The organism is Gordonia sp. VNK1 (assembly GCF_040049135.1).
GTDB classification, from domain to species: domain Bacteria; phylum Actinomycetota; class Actinomycetes; order Mycobacteriales; family Mycobacteriaceae; genus Gordonia; species Gordonia oleivorans.
Genome location: NZ_JBDZDJ010000029.1, coordinates 21,200 through 43,024, shown reverse-complemented (window position 1 = coordinate 43,024; position 21,825 = coordinate 21,200). Strand labels below are relative to the sequence as shown.

At 66.4% G+C, this 21,825-nt stretch carries 19 protein-coding genes; 13 read left to right on the top strand and 6 right to left on the bottom strand.

Annotated features, from left to right (window positions below; genetic code table 11):
* Positions 1-22: 22 nt before the first annotated feature.
* The 8 genes from ABLE94_RS24080 (at position 23) to ABLE94_RS24045 (ending at position 11,417) form a co-directional block, all read left to right on the top strand.
* Entirely contained in the window at positions 23-1,180 is a 1,158-nt protein-coding gene (locus ABLE94_RS24080; protein ID WP_348810110.1) for an acetyl-CoA C-acetyltransferase, read from the top strand.
* Between the two features lie 266 nt (positions 1,181-1,446).
* On the top strand, positions 1,447-2,952 hold the full coding sequence (locus tag ABLE94_RS24075) for an aldehyde dehydrogenase family protein (RefSeq protein ID WP_348810109.1): 1,506 nt from the start codon (positions 1,447-1,449) through the stop codon (positions 2,950-2,952).
* Between the two features lie 61 nt (positions 2,953-3,013).
* Positions 3,014-3,607 carry a TetR/AcrR family transcriptional regulator gene (locus tag ABLE94_RS24070; protein WP_348810108.1) on the top strand — a complete coding sequence of 198 codons (594 nt, stop codon included), beginning with the start codon at positions 3,014-3,016 and terminating at the stop codon, positions 3,605-3,607.
* 56 nt (positions 3,608-3,663) lie between these two features.
* A complete protein-coding gene (locus tag ABLE94_RS24065) occupies positions 3,664-5,532 on the top strand; it encodes an ABC transporter ATP-binding protein (RefSeq protein ID WP_348810107.1) in 1,869 nt (622 codons plus the stop codon).
* The gene (locus ABLE94_RS24060) at positions 5,529-7,364 is read left to right on the top strand and encodes an ABC transporter ATP-binding protein (RefSeq protein ID WP_348810106.1); all 1,836 of its coding nucleotides are present in this window, start codon (positions 5,529-5,531) and stop codon (positions 7,362-7,364) included. The genes ABLE94_RS24065 and ABLE94_RS24060 overlap by 4 nt, the downstream gene beginning before the upstream one ends.
* Positions 7,365-7,423: 59 nt before the next feature.
* Positions 7,424-8,380 carry a hypothetical protein gene (locus ABLE94_RS24055; RefSeq protein WP_348806570.1) on the top strand — a complete coding sequence of 319 codons (957 nt, stop codon included), beginning with the start codon at positions 7,424-7,426 and terminating at the stop codon, positions 8,378-8,380.
* 87 nt (positions 8,381-8,467) lie between these two features.
* On the top strand, positions 8,468-10,084 hold the full coding sequence (locus tag ABLE94_RS24050) for an acyl-CoA synthetase (protein WP_348810104.1): 1,617 nt from the start codon (positions 8,468-8,470) through the stop codon (positions 10,082-10,084).
* A 289-nt stretch (positions 10,085-10,373) separates the two neighbouring features.
* Positions 10,374-11,417, top strand: coding sequence for a TY-Chap domain-containing protein (locus ABLE94_RS24045; RefSeq protein ID WP_348810103.1), 1,044 nt, complete (start codon positions 10,374-10,376; stop codon positions 11,415-11,417).
* Positions 11,418-11,607: 190 nt separating this feature from the next.
* Here ABLE94_RS24045 and zapE read toward each other — a convergent pair whose 3' ends face one another.
* Positions 11,608-12,582, bottom strand: coding sequence for a cell division protein ZapE (zapE, locus tag ABLE94_RS24040; RefSeq protein WP_348810102.1), 975 nt, complete (start codon positions 12,580-12,582; stop codon positions 11,608-11,610).
* Positions 12,583-12,624: 42 nt separating this feature from the next.
* Between zapE and ABLE94_RS24035 the strand changes: the two genes are divergently transcribed.
* Entirely contained in the window at positions 12,625-13,191 is a 567-nt protein-coding gene (locus ABLE94_RS24035; protein WP_348810100.1) for a TetR/AcrR family transcriptional regulator, read from the top strand.
* 36 nt (positions 13,192-13,227) lie between these two features.
* On the opposite strand, the gene ABLE94_RS24030 is transcribed toward ABLE94_RS24035, so the two are convergent.
* From ABLE94_RS24030 to echA20, 4 genes are read right to left on the bottom strand one after another with little or no spacing between them, the layout of a single operon-like run.
* Positions 13,228-14,319 (bottom strand): NAD(P)H-dependent flavin oxidoreductase, encoded by a 1,092-nt coding sequence (locus ABLE94_RS24030; protein WP_348810099.1) that lies wholly within the window; start codon positions 14,317-14,319, stop codon positions 13,228-13,230.
* Positions 14,316-15,098, bottom strand: a complete 783-nt coding sequence (locus ABLE94_RS24025) for a CoA-transferase subunit beta (RefSeq protein WP_348810098.1) — start codon at positions 15,096-15,098, stop codon at positions 14,316-14,318. Before ABLE94_RS24025 ends, ABLE94_RS24030 begins: the two co-directional genes overlap by 4 nt.
* Positions 15,095-16,054 carry a CoA transferase subunit A gene (locus ABLE94_RS24020; protein ID WP_348806577.1) on the bottom strand — a complete coding sequence of 320 codons (960 nt, stop codon included), beginning with the start codon at positions 16,052-16,054 and terminating at the stop codon, positions 15,095-15,097. The genes ABLE94_RS24025 and ABLE94_RS24020 overlap by 4 nt, the downstream gene beginning before the upstream one ends.
* Position 16,055: 1 nt before the next feature.
* Positions 16,056-16,826, bottom strand: a complete 771-nt coding sequence (gene echA20 / locus ABLE94_RS24015; protein WP_348806578.1) for a (7aS)-7a-methyl-1,5-dioxo-2,3,5,6,7,7a-hexahydro-1H-indene-carboxyl-CoA hydrolase — start codon at positions 16,824-16,826, stop codon at positions 16,056-16,058.
* A gap of 92 nt (positions 16,827-16,918) precedes the next feature.
* Here echA20 and ABLE94_RS24010 point away from each other — a divergent pair, with 92 nt between their 5' ends.
* The 3 genes from ABLE94_RS24010 to ABLE94_RS24000 all read left to right on the top strand — a co-directional run bounded on the left by ABLE94_RS24010 (position 16,919) and on the right by ABLE94_RS24000 (position 19,139).
* On the top strand, positions 16,919-17,719 hold the full coding sequence (locus ABLE94_RS24010; protein WP_348806579.1) for an SDR family oxidoreductase: 801 nt from the start codon (positions 16,919-16,921) through the stop codon (positions 17,717-17,719).
* Between the two features lie 78 nt (positions 17,720-17,797).
* Positions 17,798-18,697 carry an SDR family oxidoreductase gene (locus tag ABLE94_RS24005; protein WP_348806580.1) on the top strand — a complete coding sequence of 300 codons (900 nt, stop codon included), beginning with the start codon at positions 17,798-17,800 and terminating at the stop codon, positions 18,695-18,697.
* Between the two features lie 70 nt (positions 18,698-18,767).
* Entirely contained in the window at positions 18,768-19,139 is a 372-nt protein-coding gene (locus ABLE94_RS24000; protein ID WP_348806581.1) for a DUF8021 domain-containing protein, read from the top strand.
* A 64-nt stretch (positions 19,140-19,203) separates the two neighbouring features.
* On the opposite strand, the gene ABLE94_RS23995 is transcribed toward ABLE94_RS24000, so the two are convergent.
* Positions 19,204-19,860, bottom strand: coding sequence for a GNAT family N-acetyltransferase (locus ABLE94_RS23995; RefSeq protein WP_348810097.1), 657 nt, complete (start codon positions 19,858-19,860; stop codon positions 19,204-19,206).
* Positions 19,861-20,011: 151 nt separating this feature from the next.
* Between ABLE94_RS23995 and fadD8 the strand changes: the two genes are divergently transcribed.
* Positions 20,012-21,649, top strand: coding sequence for a fatty-acid--CoA ligase FadD8 (gene fadD8, locus ABLE94_RS23990; RefSeq protein ID WP_348810096.1), 1,638 nt, complete (start codon positions 20,012-20,014; stop codon positions 21,647-21,649).
* The last annotated feature ends 176 nt before the right edge of the window (positions 21,650-21,825 follow it).

The following is a 21,825-nucleotide window of genomic DNA, read 5'->3' as shown; positions in this document are numbered from 1 at the left end:
CAGAACCGAACCAGGAGAACAGATGTCCGCACCACAGGCCTACATCGTCGACGCCCTCCGCACCCCGGTCGGCAAACGCAATGGCGCCCTCGCCAAGACCCATCCCGCCGACCTCGGCGCACATGTGATCACCGCGATCCTCGAACGCACCGGCATCGACCCGATGATCGTCGATGATGTGGTGTTCGGCTGCGTCGACGCGATCGGTCCGCAGGCCGGCAACATCGCCCGCACCGCATGGCTCGCCGCCGGTGGGCCACTGGCCATTCCGGGGACCACCGTCGACCGCCAGTGCGGTTCCAGCCAGCAGGCGATCCACTTCGCCGCGCAGGGCGTGATGAGTGGCACCCAGGACGTCGTCCTCGCCGGTGGCGTCCAGAACATGAGCGCCATCCCCATCAGCCAGGCCATGATCGCCGGACAGGAGTTCGGATTCACCACGCCCACAGCCGAATCCGCGGGCTGGCGAGAGCGTTTCGGGGATGCGGAGATCTCCCAGTTCGCCGGCGCCGACGCGATGGCGACCAAGTGGGACATCAGCCGCGAGGACATGGAGGCGTGGGCTCTGCAGTCGCATCAGCGCGCCAAGACGGCCATCGCCGAAGGCCGTTTCGACAAGGAGAACGTGCCGCTCGGCGACTGCGTCGTCGACGAATGCCCGCGCGAGACCTCACTGGAGAAGATGGCCGGACTGGCACCGCTGGCCGAGGGGTCACGACTCACCGCGGCCGTCGCGTCACAGATCTCCGACGGCGCGTCGGCGGCGCTCGTCGTCTCCGAACAGGCACTGAAGGAGTACGGACTCACCCCGCGGGCACGCATCCATCACCTGTCGGTACGCGGCGACGACCCGGTGATGATGCTGTCGGCGCCCATCCCGGCCACCGCCTACGCGCTGGCGAAGACCGGCCTGAGCATCGACGACATCGACGTCATCGAGATCAACGAGGCCTTCGCGTCGGTGGTGCTGGCCTGGCTCAAGGAGACCGGCGCCGACCCGGCGAAGGTCAATCCGAACGGCGGCGCCATCGCCCTCGGCCATCCGCTCGGCGCGACCGGCGCCAAACTGTTCGCGACGCTGCTGAACGAACTCGAACGCACCGGCGGCCGCTACGGCCTGCAGACGATGTGCGAGGGCGGTGGCACCGCGAACGTCACGATCATCGAGCGGCTCGGCTGACACTGACAGCGCCCTCGTCAACGTTGACAGCGCTCACAGAGTCACTGACAGCGCTTTCGAAAGCGCTGTCAGTGGGGAACCGAGCGCTGTCAACGTCGAGACGAGCGCTGTCAACGCTGATGAGAGCGACACCGCAACCCATCTGAGAACACCTGTAGCCACATACTTGTGATGTGTCGCATACTATGGTGGAACGAATGGGCGTGAACGTCTCAGCGGTGCCTGCCGCGAGCCTCGCCTGAAGATCGACCAACCTGGAGGCGGCGATGACCAAACCTGCTGACGTGTCCACCAAGATCGAGGGGAACGTCTCCTCGGAGGCGCACTCGATGACCGAACTGCTGGAGATCCAGCGCGCCGCGTTCCTGCGCGACGGCATCCCGGATGCCAACACCCGCATCGATCGGATCACCCGACTGACCGCCCTGCTGCTCGACCACGGTGACGAGATCGCCGAGGCGCTGACCGTCGACTTCGGGTCGCGACCCAAGGAACTCAGCATCGCCTCCGACGTCGCGGGATGCATGATCGACCTCGCCCATCAGCGGCGCGGTGTCAAGGAATGGATGGCCGAGTCGACGTCGGCGAAGGTCCAGGGCCTGATGGGCTTCAAGCAGCGTGTCCGTCACGACCCGCTCGGTGTCGTCGGCATCATGGGGCCGTGGAACTTCCCGCTGCAGCTCACCTTCGTGCCCGCGGGATCGGCCTTCGCCGCCGGCAACCGCGTCCTGCTGCGCCCGTCGTCGATCACCGCCCGCACCACCGCGGTGATCGCCAAGTACGCACCCGACTACTTCTCCATCGAAGAGCTCGCCGTGATCACGCCCAAGCACGGGTCGGGTTCGGATTTCGCGAAGCTCACCGTCGACCACATGTTCTTCACCGGTTCGCCCGACGTCGGCAAGTCCGTCGCGCAGGAGGCCGCCAAGAACCTGGTGCCGGTCACCCTCGAACTCGGTGGCAAGAACCCGGCCGTCGTCGACGTCTCCGCCGACATCGACAAGGCCGCGAAGATGCTCGCCGATGCCCGCATGGTCAACGGCGGCCAGGTCTGCCTCTGCCCCGATTACGTCTTCGTCCCCGAGGCCAAACTCGGCGAGTTCACCGACAAGGTGATGGCCCGCTGGACCGCGAACTTCGCGACCATCTACGACAATCCGCAATACACCTCCACGATCAACCAGAAGAACTACGACCGCATCGTCGACCTGATCGACGACGCCGTCTCGCTGGGCGCGGAAAAGCGTCAGGTGATCCCCGGTGGTGAGCCGCTGCCGTCGGCCGAGCGCCGCAAGATCCCGCCGACCCTGCTCACCGGGGTGAAGGCCGGCATGAAGATCGCCGACGACGAGGTCTTCGGTCCGGTCCTGTCGGTGTACCCGTATCGCGACCTGACCGAGGCGATCAACCACATCGCGAGCAACCCGCATCCGCTGACGATGTACTGGTGCGGCGACGACAACGACAACCTCAAGCGTCTCGCCGACAACACCCGCTCGGGGTCGATCAACGGCAACGACTTCGCCCTGCACATGTTCGGGGCGGAACTGCCGTTCGGTGGCGTCGGCCGCAGCGGCATGGGTGCCTACCACGGCAAGACCGGCTTCGACACGTTCAGTCACGCACGCGCCGTGGCATATTCGTCGATGCCGTTCACCGTCGCCGAGATGATGTCGCCGCCGTTCCTGCCGCGTGACACCAAGATGGGCAACGCGCAGATGAAGCTGTGGGGCTTCTTCAACAAGCGTGCGCAGAAGAAGGTGCGCAAGTAGCGCCGGATCGCCGAAACCGACTGGGCCACCCCCATACCCAAGCGCTTGCTAGGGTGTGGGGGTGGCGCCACGTAACGGTACTTCCCGTCGCGACGAACTGCTGACGACGGCGAGCGCGATGTTCGCCGAGCAGGGACTCCGCTCGACGACGGTGCGTGACATCGCCGACGCCGCCGGCATCCTGTCGGGCAGTCTGTATCACCATTTCGACTCCAAGGAATCGATGGTCGACGAGATCCTGCGAGGCTTCCTCGATTCGTTGTTCGGTCGCTACCAGCAGATCGCCGACGCCGGACTCTCGGCCACCGACACCCTCCGGCAGCTCGTGATCGCCTCCTTCGAGTCGATCGACGCCGACCACAACGCCGTCGCGATCTATCAGGACGAGGCCAAACGGCTTGCGCCACAAGATCGTTTCGCCTACATCCGGGAACGCAACACCGAGTTCCGGAGCCTGTGGCATGCGGTGCTGACCCGCGGTGTCGCCGACGGCGAGTTCCGCTCCGACCTCGACGTCGAACTCGTCTACCGCTTCCTGCGTGACACCGTGTGGGTGGCGGTGCGGTGGTATCGCCCGGGCGGCAGCATGGGCGTCGAGCAGATCGCCGATCAGTACCTGTCGGTGGTGCTCGACGGGATCCTGCCGCGCACCTGAGCAAAGAAACTTAGGTTACCCTTCCTTTTGTTGGGCGTACGCGTTAACGTACGCGTATGACATCCACCGCGGAGGCCCCGCCGAGTCCGGTCGCCACGGCACCGGACGCCGACACCGATGCCCACGCCAGAGCCCGGGAGAACTCCGGCGCGCTCCGGGAACTGCTGGCGCCGGTCAGATCCCGGGTCAGGCTGGGCCAGTCGCTGCAACTCCTCGCCTCCGCGGCGACGGTCGTGCCCTTCATCGGCATCGTCGAACTCGGTCACACGCTGCTCACGCCCGGACCGGTCGATGAGTCACGCGTCTGGGTGATCGTGGTGATCGTCGTCGCTGGGCTCGTCGCGCGGGGTCTCTTCGGTGGCGCCGCGCTCGGGGTGACGCATTACGCGGACATCGACCTGCAGGCGATTCTCCGCCGACGCATCGTCGCCAAACTCGGACGCCTCCCGCTGGGCTGGTTCAGTGCCAACACCTCTGGAGTCGTCCGCAAGACGGTGCAGCACGATGTCGGTGAACTCCACTACCTCGTCGCACATGCGGATGTGGAAACGACTGCGGCCGTGGCGACTCCACTCTTCGCGCTGATCTACTGCTTCGTTCTCGACTGGCGTCTGGGCCTGCTCGCCATCGCGACCCTGCCGCTCTACGCGATCGCCTACGCCTGGATGATCCGCGACAGCAGCGCACAACAGGCGAAGATGAATGCGTCGCTGGAGAAGATCAGTGCCACCATCGTCGAGTTCGTGACCGGGGTGGCCGTCGTCAAGACCTTCGGACGCACCGGACGCGCACATCAGGCATTCATCGACGCCGCAGACGAATTCAACGACGACTTCGAGGGATACATCCGTCCGATGCTGCGCATCGAGGCGCTCGCCGGTGTGATGCTGTCGGCGCCGCTGATACTGCTGGTGAACCTCGGTGGTGGCTACTGGTTCGTCCGCGAGGGATGGGTCGCCCCGATCGACATGCTGGGCGCGACGCTGATCGCCATGGTGTTGCCGAGCACTCTGATGGCCGCAATGATGGCCATGCACAATCGGCAGCAGGCCGCCGCGGCAGCCGGACGCATCGTCGACCTGCTGACGTTGCCGGAACTGCCGATCACGGCACATCCCGTTGTCCCCGAGAGTAATTCGGTGGTCATCGATGCCGTGAGCTACACCTATCCGGATACGGGGCAGGGCAACGGCGTGACGGCTCTGCGCGAGGTGAGCCTCACGCTGCCCGCCGGGAGCCTGACCGCGGTCGTCGGTCCCTCGGGCAGTGGGAAGTCCACTCTCGCGACACTCATCCCGCGCTTCGTCGATCCCGATGCCGGCCGGGTCACCATCGGTGGCGTCGACGTGCGCGACATCGACCCCGAGGTGCTCTACCGGCACGTGGGATTCGTGCTCCAGGATGTCGCATTACTCGAACTGACTGTGGCGGAGAATATCCGGCTCGGGCGGCCCGATGCCTCGGATGCGGAGGTCGAGGCGGCGGCACGCGCCGGACGGATCCACGATCGAATCGTCGCCCTACCGCGCGGATATCACTCGGTGATCGGGGTCGACGCGCACCTGTCCGGCGGTGAGGCGCAACGCGTCGCGATCGCACGCGCGTTACTGTGCGATGCGCCGATCCTGATCCTGGACGAGGCCACCGCATTCGCCGATCCGGAGTCCGAAGCCGATATCCAGCAGGCGATTTCAACCCTGATCGCCGGTCGCACCGTTCTGGTGATCGCGCATCGTCTGGGTTCCATCACTCATGCCGACTCGATCGTCGTGCTCGAATCCGGGCGGATCGCGGAACGAGGCACTCACGATCAGTTGCTGGCCGCGGGCGGGTCGTACGCCGCGCTGTGGGCCGCCTGGCAACGGGGCACCGAGCCGACCCAAGAGGCCGAGTCGACCGAACAGAATGACGGAGAGACACCATGATTCGCGGATACCTGACCATCCTCGGTGACGAACGTCGCCGGTTGTATGTGGTCCTTGCCTGGGCCGTCGCCTACGGCGTGGCCCAGGGGGTGTCGATGCTGCTGTTGGTGCCGATCACCCGCGCCCTCTTCGACGGCGACGTCCACACCGCCGGAGGATGGTTGCTGCTCCTCATTCCGGTGGTCGCACTGTGCTGCGTGACGTTCTACCTGCAATCGTTGTCCGCCATGCAGATGGCCGTACACACGATGCGTGCTCTGCATCATCGCCTCGGTGACCATCTGGTCACGTTGCCACTCGGCTGGTTCACCCGAGACAAGACGGCGTCGGTCTCCCAAATAGCGGTCAAGGGAACGATGTTCGTCGGAAGCGCCGGAGCGCACCTGATGACCCCGATCATCACCAACCTCGCCGGATCGGCCACCGTCGTGGTCGGACTGTTCTTCTTCGACTGGCGGATCGGACTCACCGCCGCCATCGGAGCGATGGTGCTCTGGGGAGTGGGAATGCGTGCGAGCGCGCTGATCGCCGACGCGGAGTCGCACAACCATGACACCGCGGTGACAGTGAACGGCCGGGTCCTCGAGGTGGCGCGCCACCAGCCGACCCTACGGGCCTTCGGGAGCGCCGGTGCCGATTACCGGCCACTGGAAGACGCTCTCGAGCAACAGCATTCGATCGGTCGGTCGATGATGGGCCGATCGGTGACCGGTCTGCTGATCAACGGGCTCGCGGTACAGGCGGTCTTCACCGCGATCCTCGTCGTCGGAGCGGCACTCGCGGTCTCCGGTGACATCGAGGCGGCTGTGGTGATGGCGGTGTTCGGTCTTGCGGCCCGCTTCACCGACCCGATTTCCGAACTCGCCGAACTCGGTTCGGCGATGCGGATGTCCACCGCGGAGATCGATCGGATCACCGACATCCTGCACACCCCGGCGATGCCGCAACCCGCGTCGCCGGTCGCCCCGACCGAACGCGGGTCGATCGAGTTGGTGGACGTGTCGTTCTCCTACGACAGTGATCCGGACGACGGTGATCCGGACGACGGTGATCCGGACGACGGTGATCCGGACGTCACCGCCGGCACCGGGTCGCCTCCATCACGGGTTGTCCTGCGCGACATCGGTTTCAGTGTTCCGAACGGGTCGATGACCGCCCTCGTCGGTCCGTCGGGCTCCGGGAAGACCACGGCCACCCGGCTGATCGCCCGTTTCTACGACGCCACGGCGGGAACGGTCCGCGTCGGCGGCGTGGACGTGCGCGATCAGGACACCGCGACACTGATGGCGCAGTTGTCGCTGGTGTTCCAGGACGTGTATCTCTTCGACGACACGCTGCGGGAGAACATCCGGATCGGTCGTCTCGACGCCACCGACGACGACATATGTCGGGCGGCCGCCACCGCGGGTGTCGACTCCATCGTGGAGCGATTGCCAGGCGGATGGGAGACGCGGGTGGGCGAAGGCGGTTCGGCGCTGTCCGGCGGGGAGCGGCAGCGCGTCTCGATCGCCCGCGCACTGGTGAAGAACGCGCCGATCGTGCTGTTCGACGAGGCGACGAGCGCGCTCGACCCGGAGAACGAGGCACACGTGGCGGCGTCGATCCGGGAACTGGCCCGGGAATCCACGGTGCTGGTGATCGCGCACAAGATCTCCACCGTCCTCGCCGCCGACCAGATCGTGGTGCTGACCTCTGACGGGCGCCTCGCGGACATCGGACGCCACGACGAACTGTTGGCCCGCGGCGGGACGTACGCCGACTTCTGGCGACAGCGCAACGCGGCAGCCGGATGGACGATGGGCGTCGCTCAACCCGCGGGTACCGCAGGCTGATGCGCCGTCGACGGTAGTGTTGCCGCCGGAGAAACACCAGCGAGGCGGGGAGAAAAGCGGTGACCGAGCGATACTCGTGGGAAGCGCGACCGGGAGATGTCACACGGTCGGCGCGGATCGTCGCGCTGCGCACCATGACTCGGCCCGTCACGGCCGGGATGCAAGTCCTCACCGTCGGAGCTGCGCTGCTCGCCGCAGCGATCCTGGACGAGTGGGCCATCGCCATCGGGGCCGTCGTGTACATCGTCGCGCTGTGGGCGCTGGTGTACGTGCAGAAGTCGCGGGCCCTGCGGAAGTTGATGGCGCCCGGCATGCGCATCGATGTGGCCGTCGACGACGACGGCTTCGCGTTGACGACTGCCCTCGGGGACGGTCGCCAGAACTTCACCGCGATCGAGTCCATCGCGCGGATGGGTGGCCTCGTCTTCGTTCGATCCGCCGGTAGCGGTGACGCGCTGATCGTGCTGCCGGCGGCGGTGATGCCCGGCCACATCGACGAACTGTGGTCATTCGCGATCCGACGGGCCGGACTCATGGCGACGGGCCCGCGGCCCTCATTCCCTCCGACACCGAGCGGATTGACACCGCAACTGTGGTGGCAGGCCGCCGAGGATTCGGCCACGCAGATGACCATTGCGGCGCTGCGGTTTCAGTTCGTCCGGCCGAAAACCCTCGTCGTCACCTGCGTGTACATCGCAGTGCTGATCGCGCTGGCGGTGTGGCTGCAGAGCTGGTTCGTCCTCGCCGCTCTACCGGTGTGCGTGGCGCTCGTGATCGGGATCGCCGCCTCGCGCGCCCGGCGAATGGGTGCCGCGACGGCCGGTCCCGGGATGTGGATGGCCAGTGCATCCGGTGATGCGGAGTTCGCCATGTGGAGCGCAAGTGGCCAGTTCGCCATGCCCACAACCGATCTGCATGACATTCGCCGCCTCGGTGAGTTCGCCGTCATCCGACGGCATCGGGGTATCCCGCTGCTCGTGCCGACCGCGCTTCTTCCGTCGGGTATCCGCGCCTGACCGTCCGGTGAGCTGTGCCCCTCTTGTCGTTTACTAGGACAACCTAGTAACTTGTGATGCCGGTAACACCAGGCGACAAGGGAGTGCATGATGGCGGCGGATTTCAGCGACACCGGATTCAGTGAGGCCACCACCGCATCGATCGCCACCGCACGCGAACACTCGATCGGCGCGCTCCTGCACCGCAGCGCCCGGCGCACCCCGGACAAGACCGCCATCATCAACGGCGACGTCACCCTCACCTTCGCCGAACTCGACACCGCGGTGAACCGCTGCGCCAACGCACTGACCGAACGTGGCCTGCGCCGCGGTGACCGGCTCGCCCTCGTCAGCCACAACTGCTGGCAGTTCGCCGTGCTGAACTTCGCCGCGGCGCGGATCGGCGCCATCCTGGTACCCGTCAACTTCGGCCTCGGCGCCGACGAGATCGCGTTCATCCTGTCCCACAGCGGCGCTCGCGGCGTCGTCGTCGAGGACGCGCTGGGTCAGACGGTCATCGACGCCATCGACCGGGCCGCCGCGGTCATCGACATCCAGGGCTGGATCGCGTTGTCCGGCATGCCGGCACCCGACGGCTTCCAGGACGCCACCGAATGGATGAGTTCCGGCGACGCCACCGCTGTCGGCGTGGTCATCGGCGACGACGAGCCGGTGCGGATGATGTACACCTCGGGCACCGAGTCACGGCCCAAAGGTGTTCTGCTGTCCAGCAAATCGCTCATCTCGCAGTACGTGTCGTGCATCATCGACGGCGGCATGACCGCCGACGACGTGGAGATCCACTCGCTGCCGCTGTACCACTGCGCGCAACTCGACTGCTTCCTGTCCACCGACATCTACCTCGGTGCCACGAGCATCATCCTGCCCGCACCCGACCCGGCAGCGATCCTCGCCACCATCGAGTCGGCGCGCGCCACCAAACTGTTCTGCCCACCGACGGTGTGGATCTCGCTGTTGCGGCACCCCGATTTCGACACCCGGGATCTGTCGTCGTTGCGCAAGGGTTATTACGGTGCGTCACCGATGCCGGTCGAGGTCCTACGTGAACTGTCCCGCCGGCTGCCCGACGTGCAACTGTGGAACTTCTACGGACAGACCGAGATGTCGCCGCTGGCAACGATTCTGCAGCCACACGAACAGATCGACCGCGCCGGATCGGCCGGACGCGCCTCACTCAACGTCGAGACCCGGGTCGTCGACGACGACGGGAACCCGGTGCCCACCGGCGAGGTCGGCGAGATCGTGCACCGCAGTCCCCATGCGACACTGGGGTATTACCGCGACGAGGAGAAGACCGCGGCGGCGTTCGCGGGCGGCTGGTTCCACTCCGGTGACCTCGGCATCATCGACAAGGACGGCTATCTCAGCGTCGTCGACCGCAAGAAGGACATGATCAAGACCGGCGGGGAGAACGTCGCCTCCCGCGAGGTCGAAGAGGCCATCTATCTGCTCGACGGGGTGGCCGAAGTGGCGGTTTTCGGTGTGCCGCACCCTAAGTGGATCGAGGCGGTCACCGCGGTCGTCGTGCCCAAGGAGGGTGCACAGCTGACCGAGGAGACCGTCGACGCGCACCTCGAGTCCATCCTCGCCGGGTATAAGCGCCCCAAGTACGTCGTCTTCGCCGACGCGCTGCCCAAGAATCCCAGCGGGAAGATCCTCAAGAGGGATCTGCGCAGCGAGCACAACGACATCGCCGGGCGCTGAGGTCTTTCAGCACCGCTCAGTAGCAAGGATTCCTCGCCGCCGGCACGCACCGTCACATCCGACAGGCGGATACTCCACGGCTGTGACGATGATGACCTTGTCGTGCAGGTGTTGCGTCCTGCAGGTGTTGCGACACTGACGTATTCCTCCGGCATCTCGACCGTCGACCCCCACCGGTCGATCGCCACGAGGGTCGATCGTATGACCGACAGTCAGCGCTGACCGCTCCGGTGTCATGCCAGGATGTCGGGTCGGCGGACTTTCACGAGCTCATTGAATCGGGGAAACCATGATCGGCATCGACAACTACGTGCGATTGCTGCGGCTGATGTCGGCGGCCGACCTCGGGGACTGGTCGGAGTTTCCGGTGCGCCGGTTCCTGGACAGCCAGGAGTGGTGGATCCCCGGTGACGATGCGTACCGCACGGCGGTCGAGACGACCCCGCCATGGCTCGGCGCGACGTTGACGTCGTCGAACCGCCGAGATGGGTACACGGCGTTGGCAGTGCGGGTTGCCGACAACGCGGACAACGGCGACCTCGAACGTTGCGTGCGCGCCACCGAAACCTTCTTCGGCGAGCCGGCCCAACTGCTCGGTGGCTACGACTCGATGTCCGGCGGCGTCTTCCGGCAGTGGCGCAGACCCGACCACGGGCCGACGGGAACCACCTACTCTGTCGAGTTTCTTTCGGGCCGAATCGAACTCGCGCTCTACCCGTCCAGGGAGTTTGAGTACGAGTGGTCCAAGAATGTCGACTTCGGTGACGGTGCCAATGATGCGCCGCTGTCGCCGCTGTGGCTGGTCACCGGGCCCGGACCGCAGGAGAACCTCGGCGGCATGATGTTCCCGGGTGTACGGGTCGTCACCAACTGGGCCGACCTCGTGGATTCGATCCGTTACTCGATTCGCACGCTGGCGCGGGATCTGCGGGTCCTCGGCGACGGCATGTCGATCATCTTCGCCCCCGAAGGCCACGGCGAACGCTACGTTCGGTTCCTCATCGACGACGAGGACGGCTTCCTGTTCGCCGAGGCGGCACGCGGATGGGGCGGCCCCGACGACGCGACGATGACTGCGCTCGGCTGGACCACCCTGAACAACTATCCGGACTCCGACTGGGCATCCATCCATCCCGATCCGCTGACCGATTCCCGGATGATCGCGGAGCGGGTGGCCGCGACGCTGAAAGCCTACGGCGCGGTGCTTCCCGAGTTCGGCGGTGACGAGTCGCCTGGTCTGCTGTTGTGCCGTACCAACTTCGTGTCTGAGGGCCCCTTCGGTGGTGGGCTGTTCACCATCTACGGCATGCATGTCTCGGAAGCCGGAGGCTGAACGGTCGGCTCCTCTGCCGCCGCTGGTCGTGTCGAGGTCAGACACCCCCCGCCGGGGGCGAGCAGTGAGCTGCCGGCACCGCCGACCACGCCGAGCGGGCACCGCCGGAGGTGACGGCCGTGGTGATCCCGCAACAAGCTCGGCCAGCCGATGTCCGCCGGGTGAGGTACTTGGCGTCATCGGATCTGCATCACGTTCGTAGTGCCGACAGTCTGCTCAAGAGGCGCGGGACTCCGGTCACCGCGCGAGGTGCTCCGGCGCCCACGTGTGACAGATCGACCGGACTCACGATTGTCAGGGGACAGTCGTGGTCGTACAGGACGTCGACGAGGTGCACGAATCGTTGTGCCGGTTCTCGTCCCGCGGAAGCCAGCGTCGGAACGCCGGTCACCATCCAGGTGTCGTGGCGTTGCACAAGTTCCAGATAATCGATCGCGCCGAACGGCCGGCCGCAGATCTCGCCGAAATCCGCGGTCACAGAACCGGATTCGGCGCTACCGATAGTCGCCAGGGCACGCCCACGCACCGTGACCCGGGCTCGTTCGTGCCGGTCCGGCGTCGACGATGCGACCAACCACCGACCCGAAGCGAACCCTGTGGCGTGGCGGGCGAACTGACGGTAGTCCACACCGGTGTCGAATTCGATTGTACGGCAGGTGGTATGGATGAGATCGATGGTCGGCAGGAACTCGTGATGAAACAGCGGATGCGGCATCAGGTCGTCGGGATGGGTGTTGGAGGTGAAGATCAACCGGACGCCGATGTCGCTCGCCTGCTGCATCAGACGGTGCAGGAAGATCCCGTCCGCTCGGTCATGGATGTGCACCTCGTCGAAACACAGTACGGCGACGCCGGCGAGCAGATGATGTATCGCACCGTCGATCCCGCCGTGATCGCGGATCAACACATGCAGCGTCGCGACGAACTCGTGCCAGTGGACGCGGCGTGGGGATTTCGGTGCAAGTGCGGTCACGTACGTGTCCATCAGCCAGGTCTTGCCCGATCCGGGAGGGCCGACCAGGTAGAGCCCGGCGTCGCCGGTCAGTTCCAGAGCGGCCCGGATCTGAGATGCGTCAAGTGCGAAACCGTCTCGGCGTGAGGCGAACTCGAACACCTCGAGGCCGATCCGGGGGATCGGGGCTCGTCGTCGACGGAGGTCGAACACGCCATAACTCTATCATCGTAGAGTTTGATTACACTGTGATCCATGCCTCGTCCCGACCGTCGATTGCTCATCTCCGACGCCGCTCTCGAACTCGCCGCGTCCGGCGGGACGCATGCGCTCACCCATCAGGCGATCGATCGTCACCTCGACCTGCCGAAGGGGTCGACGTCGTACTACTTCCGCACCAGGGACGCTCTCATCGGTGCCGCAGCGGACCGACTCGTCGCCGCATCACGCCGCGAGTTTCTCGAGAGTGTCGATTCCGGGAAGTCGGCACTCGATCTGATTGCCGACTACGCGGTCACCCTCGTCACCACGCGGCGTCGCGACGTTCTCGCTCGCCAGGCACTCCTGCTGGAACCCGGTCTGCCGACCGACGTCCGGTCACGGCTGGTCGGCTGTCTCTTCTCGATGGAGGCGGCCACCTCACTCACCACGACGCTCGGCGAGCCCGAGCCGGATGTGGCTGCGCGCGAGCTGATCACAGTGCTGGAAGGTGTTGTCTTCAGCCATACCCAGGGCGTGGATGCGCGCCGCGCCGCACGTTCGCGGCGGCGAATCATCCGGTCGTTGCTCGTCGACGTCTTCCCTCGGCTTGGTGCACGATGAAGACGCGTCGTGACGTGCCCGCGGTAGGCCGACCGCTCAGCCCAACGCGCCCAGCGCCTTCAACCGTTCATGCGCCTGACCCATGATCGACTGGATGAGTTGATCACAGCTGGGCAGGTCGTCGATCATGCCGACGACCTGTCCGGAGGCGAGCACTCCGGCATTGGTGTCCCCCTCGACCAGTCCGGCGCGCAGCAGCATCGGGGTGTTGCCGGCCATGATGATCTGTTGCCAGCTGCGTTCGCCGGACCTGCGCATCGCACGGCCGTCGCGCAGCATCGTCGTCCACTTCATCCCGGTCAGTTGCTTGAACTCGTTGGCGTTGCGTGCCGCTGCCACCAGGGCTTTGACGCTGCTGCCGCTCTCCAGGGCGTCGACCAGCGGTGTGCGCAGGACGCGGTGCGGCATCCCGTCGACCTTCACCGACACGACGGTGTCGCCGAGTCCGCGATGCAGATACTCCTGCTTGACCGCATCGGGCACCGCCGAATCCGAGGTGAGCAGGAAGCGGGTGCCCATGGCCACACCCTCGGCGCCGTAGGCGAGGGCCGCGGCCAGACCGCGGCCGTCGAAGAATCCGCCGGCCGCGACGACCGGCATGTCCGAACCGTTGGCGGCCAGCGCATCGAGCACGGACGGCAACAGCAGGGTGGTCGCGACCGGACCGGTATGTCCACCGCCCTCACCGCCCTGCACGATCACCGCGTCGGCACCCCAGGACGCCACCTTGACGGCGTGCTTGGCCGCGCCGATCGACGGGATGACCACCACCCCGTGGTCTTTGAGTTTGGCGATCAGTTCCTGCTTGGGCGCCAGCGCGAATGACGCCACCTTCACCTTCTCGCGGATCAGCAGATCGATGCGTGCCGGTGCGTCGGTGGCGTCGGCGCGGATGTTCACCCCGAAGGGCTTGTCGGTCAACGACTTCGTCTTGGCGATGGCCGCTTCGAGTTCGTCGTAGGTCATGGTGGCCGAGGCCAGGATACCCAACCCGCCGGCGTTGGAGGTCGCCGACGTCAGCGACGGCCCCGACACCCAGCCCATTCCGGTCTGCACGATCGGATATTCGATGCCGACGAGGTCGGTGAAGCGGGTCGACAATGCGGCGGCGCGTCCGGCGGCACTCATCTGGAGGGCACCTCCTTGTGGCGAACACCCTTGGGGTCGAGCACATCCCGGATCAGGGTGAGCTCGCTCTCCGACGGCTCGCGGGTCGGTGGGGCGTCGGCGAGACCAGTGATTTCGAATGACGTGTTCTCCGCGACCTCGTCGGCGCTCACCCCCGGATGCAGCGACAGGGCGCGCATCGTGTGATCGGGCCCGCCGAAGTCGAAGACCCCGAGATTGGTGACGACCCGGTGGATGTCGACGTCGTCGAAGGCAGGGTTGTCGGGATCGACTTTGTCGTAACCGATTCCGGCGACGATGTCGACGGAGTCGCCGAACACCCGCGCCGTGTGCCGGGGTACCCAGTAACTCGTCGGATGGTTGATCGTGTTACCGGGTGCCCCCCGCACCCCGAACATCTGCCGCGTGGGCTTCTGCAACGCCCCGAATGCGGACAGATTCTGGTTGCCGAAGCGGTCGATCTGGTTGGCACCCATGATTACATGACGCCGACCGGACGCGACGACGTCGAACACCTTGGAGAACGGCATCCAGCCCTCGATGGGACCGGTCTTCCCGATGGCCGGGGTGTCGGCGAAGATCAGTGCCTCACCGTCGGTGATCAACAAATCGGGCTCGAAGGTCAACCGCGCCAGGCGTGCGCCCAGAAGCGGGGTCGGAGCCATTGGGGAGGCCATGATCTCGCCCGCACCACGGTAGATCTCGGCACAGGCGACGACGCAGTACTCGGCGCGGGTCACCTCGATGACCTCGGTGGGAGCGGTGTTCGCGGTGGTCATTTCGATTCCTCCGGCTTCGCGTTCTCCTGTTCGGTGCGCCATGCGGTCACCTCACGCTGATAGGTGGCCTCGTCGACGTCGAGGAAGCGACGATGAAACGCCGCCCACGTCTCGGGGTCCTTCGCCGATTCGACGTAGAACCGTTGGAACGACTCATCGCGGCCGTAGTCACCGGCAAAGGTGAAGTGGGCGCCGTTCGGAGCGTGCACCACACGGTCGACATTCATCCGATTGAGCAACAATCGTTGGGTGGGAACGGATTTGACCAGGACCTCGGTGTCGACGAGTTGATCGGTCTCCAGGTAGCGGCGCGCGGCGGCCGCACAGAACAGATCATCCATGTACGGATCGACACCGGTGTAGGCGGCGTTGCCGCGGGAGTCGGCGAGATCGAGATGGACGAACGCGGCGTCGAGTCGCAGCGCCGGCATGGCGATCAGGGTCTGGGTGCGGCCGTCGTCATCGGAGTAGGGCGATTCGACGGTCTTGAGTTCCCCCTCCCAGAAGGCGAGGACATCCGAACCGAGGCCGGCTCGGATCGGCAGGAACGGCAGCCGTGCGGCCGCGGCCTGCAGCCCGCACTTGACCATGCCCTCATCCATCTCACGGGCCTCGATGGCACCGGTGGTACGGGCGTGGGCGAACCACGGATCGTAGAACGGCGCCGAATCCAGCGAGACGAACCCGTAGTAGGCGCGGCGGACCTTGCCTGCGGCGCACAGCAATCCGAGGTCGGGTCCGCCGTAGGTGACCACGGTAAGGTCTTTCACGTCGGAGCGGGCGAGGGCCCGGACCAGTGCCATCGGTTTGCGTCGTGATCCCCATCCGCCGATGCCGATGGTCATCCCGTCACGCAATTCGCCGATGACGTCGTCGAGGGTGCTGGTCTTGTCGGTGGGTGTCGCAGTGGTGGGCGTCGCAGTGGTGGGTGTCGAATTCGCGGGTGCCGCCGTCATCTCAGGAATGTCCTGTCGTGTTGAGTGCTTTTCCGGTGGCCACGAACGCATCTCGATGCTCGTCGGCCACCCCGGCCAGGTTGAGCTCGAAGGTGTAGCCCTGCTCGAGCCGGTAGCTCGCCTTGACGTCGACCGGATCGATGTGGTTGATCGCCGACTTCGCGGCGCGGATCACCCGGGTGTCCTTCGCCGCGATCTTCTCGGCCACCTCGGTTGCGGCGGAATCGAGTTCGTCGGCGGGTACCACCCGGTACACCGAACCGAAGTGCAGCAACTGTTCGGCCGTGACGTTCTGCGCGGTGTAGTAGAGGGTGCGCATCATGTGCTGTGGTACCAGGCGGGCGAGATGTGTTGCGGCGCCGAGTGCTCCGCGGTCGACCTCGGGCAGCCCGAACACCGCCCCCTCGGATGCGACGATCACGTCGGCGTTGCCGACGAGGCCGATACCGCCACCGACGCAGAAACCGTTGACCGCGACGACCACTGGGACCGCGCAGTCATAGACGGCGCTGAAGGCGGCCGCACAACCATGATTCGCCGCGATCAGCGCATCGAAGCCGTCGGTCGCCTGCATCTCCTTGATGTCGACGCCGGCGTTGAAGCCGCGGCCCTCGGCGCGCAGGACGACGACGTGGGTCTCCGGGTGCTCACCGAGGGAGGTGATCTCCTCGGCGAGTTCGAACCAGGCCGCCGACGGCAGGGCGTTGACCGGCGGGAAGTCGACGGTGACGGTGACGACCCCGGTGGCGGTGCGTGTGGTGGTGATCGGCACGCGTGCTCCTCTCGGCAGAGCGGACTTGGGTCACCAGAACGATCTGGAGATCCAACCAAGCAAGTGCTTGGTTGTTTGGTAGGGTAGCACCCATGACGGCGACGGTGCGTGCGAGCAGCGGATTCGATCTGGGGCTGACCGGCAAGGTCGTCCTGGTCACCGGCGGTGTGCGCGGCGTGGGCCTGGGCATCGTGCGGGTCCTGGCCGAATTCGGGGCGATCCCGGTGGCATGCGCCCGGCATCGCAACGACGCCCTCGACGCGGTGGCCGGTGCCGGTTTCGCCGCCTGCGACGTGCGCGACGAGGATGCGGTGGCCGACACGCTCGCCGGGATCGTCGCCGAGCACGGTCGCGTCGACGGCGTCGTCAACAACGCGGGTGGGTCGCCGTTCGCTCTCGCCGCCGACGCGTCGCCACGATTCGCCACCAAGATCATCGAACTCAACCTCGTCGCGCCGCTGATCGTCGCGCGTGCCGCGCATGCGGTCATGCGTACGCAGGAGGGCGGCGGTGCCATCGTGAACATCTCGAGTGTGAGCGGGCACCGTCCGTCGCCGGGAACCTCCGCCTACGGGGCGGCCAAGGCGGGCCTGGACAACCTGACCGGATCGCTCGCCGTCGAATGGGCACCGCGGGTGCGCGTCAACTCGGTCGTCGCCGGTCCGGTGGAAACCGAACAGGCACACCTGCATTACGGCGACGACGACGGTGTCGCCGCGGTCGGGCGCACCATCCCGATGGGCCGGATGGCCCGGCCCGCCGACGTCGGGACCGCGGCCGCATTTCTGTTGTCGCCGTTGGCTGCTTACATCACCGGCTCCACCCTCACGGTGCACGGCGGCGGCGAGCGGCCGGCGTTCCTGGCCGCGTCCACCGCGGGTAACGACGGCTGAGGGTCGTCGGCACTCATACCTCGCGCGAAACATGCTCGAGCTTCAAGACTTTCCGGATGTCATCGAAAGGGAACAATCGTGGGTGATGCGGGATTGAACGCCGGACGGGTGGTCGTGGTGACCGGGGCCGGCCAGGGGATCGGCCGGGCGCACGCGCTGGCGTTCGCCGCCGACGGGGCGAAAGTCGTCGTCAACGACTTCGTGCCCGAGGCCGCCGAGGCCGTCGTCGCAGAGATCCGGGCGGCCGGCGGGTCTGCGGTGGCGGCACCGGGTGATGTGGCCGACTGGGAGACCGCGGCAGGCATCGTCGCGACGGCCGTCGACGAGTTCGGTGCGCTCGACATCCTGGTCAACAACGCCGGTTTCGTGCGCGACCGGATGCTGGTGTCGATGTCCGAGGACGAGTGGGACGCGGTGATCCGCGTGCATCTCAAGGGGCACTTCGTCATGCTGCGTCACGCCGCGGAATACTGGCGGGCGCAATCGAAGTCGGGTGCGCCGCGCGCCGCGCGGGTCGTCAACACCTCGTCCGGTGCGGGTTTGTTCGGGTCGGTCGGGCAGGGCAATTACGTTGCGGCCAAGGCGGGTATCGCCGCGCTCACCGTCCAGGCGGCCGCCGAGATGGGCGGGTACGGGGTGACGGTCAACGCGATCGCGCCGGCGGCGCGCACCCAGATGACGCTCGGGGCGGGCGAGGAGATGGCCGCGCAGATGGCGGCGCCGGCCGACGGCTCCTTCGACGCGATGGACCCGGCCAACATCTCGCCGCTCGTGCTGTGGCTGGCCTCGCCCGAATCCGGGTCGGTGACCGGCCGCGTATTCGAGGTCGAGGGCGGCAAGATCTCGGTCACCGACGGCTGGCAGCGTAGCGTCGAACGCGACAAGGGGGATCGGTGGTCGCCGTCGGAACTGGGGCCGGTGATCGCCGAGATCCTGGACAAGGCACCGGTGCCGATGCCGGTGTACGGCGCGCGCTGACCGGCAGGGCGCGCTGACGACGCAGGTAGCATCACCGAGTTACGTCCGGCCACAACAGATCTGGGGATCAATGACCGAGTCCGTCGAACAGTCACGGGTCGCGGCCGCCAAAGCCTACGTCGACGCGCTGGTGTCGCACGACGCATCCGGGGTGTCCCTGCACCCGGACTGCACCCGCGTCGAGTTCGGGATCAAGACCGGCCGCAACGGTCCGCACATCGCGAAGAGTCTGGAACGCGGGCCCCAGTTCCGGGTGATCATGAGGATCAGCGGATTCGAGGCCACCGTCGACGGGCACAGCGTCACCACGCGCTACTTCGTGCATGTGCGACCGAAGGTCGCGGGGCTTGCGGCGCCCGTCTCGGAGACGTTCGTCGTCGACGAGGATCTGCGCATCCGGGCCATCGTCGCCCGCTTCGGGGTGCCGCGGCGGGTGGACTGACTGCTCGCGGAGACGACGAACGCGGCCCGCGAAGGCGAGCCGCGTTCGTGACAAGAGTCGGGGTTCAGGCGCCCGGGGCGCGCACCACCATCGGGACACCCGGGAAGTAGGCGGCCATCTCCGAGCGGGACTTGCGCAGCGCCGCGGTGCCGTAGCCGTGCTTGCGGTGCTCCGGGTGAATCCAGATACGCACATCCACCTCGCCGGAGGTGAGCTCGCCGAAGACGAAGCCGACCTTCGCGTCGCCCTCGGTGGCGACCAGCCAGACGGCCTCCTCCTTCTCGACGCGGTCGGTGGCCTTGGTCAGCTCGTCGTCGAGATCACCCGCGGGGGCGCCCGAGCCGTCGCCGGCGACGCCGAGTTCCTCGGTGCGCACGGCGAAGAGATCGGCGTCGAGTTCGAGGGCGAACGGCCGCAGGTCCAGGGTGTCGCCGCTGCTGGCCGGGCGTTCGGCGAGGGTGAAGGTCAGCGCGTTGTTGAGGTCGTCGAGTTCGGCCTGATTCTTGCGGCGCTCGCTCTTGGTGAGCTGATCGAGTTTCATGTCGAGGATCGCCTCGGCGCCGAGCTGAGACTTGTCCAGTAGGGCGGCGAGAGCGGCGGCCGCCTCATCGTGATCGTCGGCCTCGACGATGGTGTCGAGGACCTCGTGGCGGCGTTCGAGCGCGGTCAGAAGGGCATCGGTGATGTCGCGGCGGGTGGTGGCCAAGTCCAGATCTGTCATGACGTCGATCCTAGTGAGCTACCGGTAAGTAGGATGTGCAACACGTTCTAGTGTTGATCTGACGCCACCCAAGGTGTATTCATGCACGTCATACGGAATTCGTGGCGGCTTTCCCTTTCCCATTTCTGCAACACGTCCTAGTCTTGGGGTCATGACTGTGGACAGCTCAGCGACCGACTTCGACCCACTGCGCACCGGAGTGCACCTCGGCGATCTGATGGTCGCTGCCCTGCGTCGGCACCGCGACCACCGGGTACTCGAGCTCGGCGACGTCGAACTGACCGGCGGTGAGATGGCCGACGCCGTCAGCCGATACGTCCAGGCCTTCGACTCTCTGGGAGCCGGATCCGGGTCGGCGGTCGGGTTGCTGGCGCTCAACCGCCCCGAAGTTCTGCTGGTGATCGGTGCCGGCCAGACGCAAGGGTGGCGACGCACCGCCCTGCATCCGTTGGGGTCGCTCGACGACCACGCCTACGTTCTCTCCGACGCCGGCGTCACCACCCTCGTCATCGACCCGGTGCCGATGTTCGTCGAACGGGCCGTCGCGCTCGTGGAACGCGTCGACAGTCTCAAGCAGGTGCTGACGCTCGGTCCGGTGCCGGAGGCGTTGTCGGCGTACGGCCGGGATGTGATCGCCGAGGCCGACACGTTCTCGCCGCGCCCGCTGACCGCGGCACCGCTGCCGCCGGATCACATCGTGTCCATCACCTACACCGGCGGCACCACCGGAAAACCCAAGGGCGTCATCGGTACCGCGTCGGCGATGGCCACCATGACGCAGATCCAGCTCGCCGAATGGGAGTGGCCCGAACGCCCCCGATTCCTCATGTGCACGCCGCTGTCACATGCGGGCGCCGCCTTCTTCGTGCCGACGCTGATGAAGGGCGGCACCATGATCGTGCTGACGAAGTTCGATCCGGCGGATGTGTTGCGCACCATCGAGGAGAAGAAGATCACCGCGACCATGCTGGTGCCGTCGATGCTGTATGCACTGCTCGATCATCCGGATTCGAAGACCCGCGATCTGTCGTCTCTGGAAACCGTGTATTACGGTGCGTCGGCGATCAATCCGGTGCGGCTGGCCGAGGCGATCGAACGATTCGGGCCCATCTTCGCGCAGTACTACGGGCAGTCCGAGGCGCCGATGGTGATCAGCTATCTCGGCAAGCACGATCATCCCGGTCCGGGGGAGGACCCGCGTCGGCTCGCCAGTTGTGGTCGGCCGTCTGCCTTTCTGCGGACCGCGCTGCTCGGCCCCGACGACGCCCCGGTCGCGCCGGGTGAACCGGGCGAGATCTGTGTCGCGGGACCGCTTCTCGCCGGCGGGTATTGGGGCCTGCCGGAACAAACCGCCGACACTTTCCGCGACGGCTGGCTGCGCACCGGCGACGTCGCCCGCGAGGACGAGGACGGCTTCTGGTACATCGTCGACCGCACCAAGGACATGATCGTCACGGGCGGTTTCAATGTCTTCCCGCGCGAGGTGGAAGATGTTGTCGCCGAACATCCCTCGGTCGCCCAGGTCGGTGTCATCGGAGTTCCCGACGAGAAGTGGGGTGAGGCGGTGACCGCGGTCGTCGTGCTGCGGTCCGATGCCGCCGCCGACGATGCGGCCCGCGCGAGTGTCACCGCCGAGATCCAGGAGTCGGTGAAGGCGCGCAAGGGTGCGGTGCAATCACCCAAACAGGTCATCTTCGCCGAATCGCTGCCGCTGACCGCCCTCGGCAAGCCCGACAAGAAGGCGCTGCGGGCGCGGTTCTGGGAGGCGTCGGACCGGGGCGTGGGCTGAGCGCAGCGTCCCGGTTGCGTTGAGTGGGCGTCCATTTCCGTCGACTGTGCGCCGTTTCGCGTTGAGTGTGCGTGCTTTCGTGTCGACTGTGCGTTGAGAGGCGGATCCGATGAGCGTGCGGGTGCCCACTCGATGAAGAACGGCGCCCACACGACGAAGAACGCCGCCCACTCGAT

Excerpts from the sequence above, each read along its gene's own strand:
- ABLE94_RS24080 (WP_348810110.1), top strand. The coding sequence starts at position 23 with ATGTCCGCACCACAGGCCTACATCGTCGACGCCCTCCGCACCCCGGTC.
- ABLE94_RS24075 (WP_348810109.1), top strand. The coding sequence starts at position 1,447 with ATGACCAAACCTGCTGACGTGTCCACCAAGATCGAGGGGAACGTCTCC.
- ABLE94_RS24065 (WP_348810107.1), top strand. The coding sequence starts at position 3,664 with ATGACATCCACCGCGGAGGCCCCGCCGAGTCCGGTCGCCACGGCACCG.
- ABLE94_RS24060 (WP_348810106.1), top strand. The coding sequence starts at position 5,529 with ATGATTCGCGGATACCTGACCATCCTCGGTGACGAACGTCGCCGGTTG.
- ABLE94_RS24050 (WP_348810104.1), top strand. The coding sequence starts at position 8,468 with ATGATGGCGGCGGATTTCAGCGACACCGGATTCAGTGAGGCCACCACC.
- ABLE94_RS24045 (WP_348810103.1), top strand. The coding sequence starts at position 10,374 with ATGATCGGCATCGACAACTACGTGCGATTGCTGCGGCTGATGTCGGCG.
- ABLE94_RS24035 (WP_348810100.1), top strand. The coding sequence starts at position 12,625 with ATGCCTCGTCCCGACCGTCGATTGCTCATCTCCGACGCCGCTCTCGAA.
- ABLE94_RS24030 (WP_348810099.1), bottom strand. The coding sequence starts at position 14,319 with ATGAGTGCCGCCGGACGCGCCGCCGCATTGTCGACCCGCTTCACCGAC.
- ABLE94_RS24025 (WP_348810098.1), bottom strand. The coding sequence starts at position 15,098 with ATGACCACCGCGAACACCGCTCCCACCGAGGTCATCGAGGTGACCCGC.
- ABLE94_RS24020 (WP_348806577.1), bottom strand. The coding sequence starts at position 16,054 with ATGACGGCGGCACCCGCGAATTCGACACCCACCACTGCGACGCCCACC.
- ABLE94_RS24010 (WP_348806579.1), top strand. The coding sequence starts at position 16,919 with ATGACGGCGACGGTGCGTGCGAGCAGCGGATTCGATCTGGGGCTGACC.
- ABLE94_RS24000 (WP_348806581.1), top strand. The coding sequence starts at position 18,768 with ATGACCGAGTCCGTCGAACAGTCACGGGTCGCGGCCGCCAAAGCCTAC.
- ABLE94_RS23995 (WP_348810097.1), bottom strand. The coding sequence starts at position 19,860 with ATGACAGATCTGGACTTGGCCACCACCCGCCGCGACATCACCGATGCC.
- fadD8 (WP_348810096.1), top strand. The coding sequence starts at position 20,012 with ATGACTGTGGACAGCTCAGCGACCGACTTCGACCCACTGCGCACCGGA.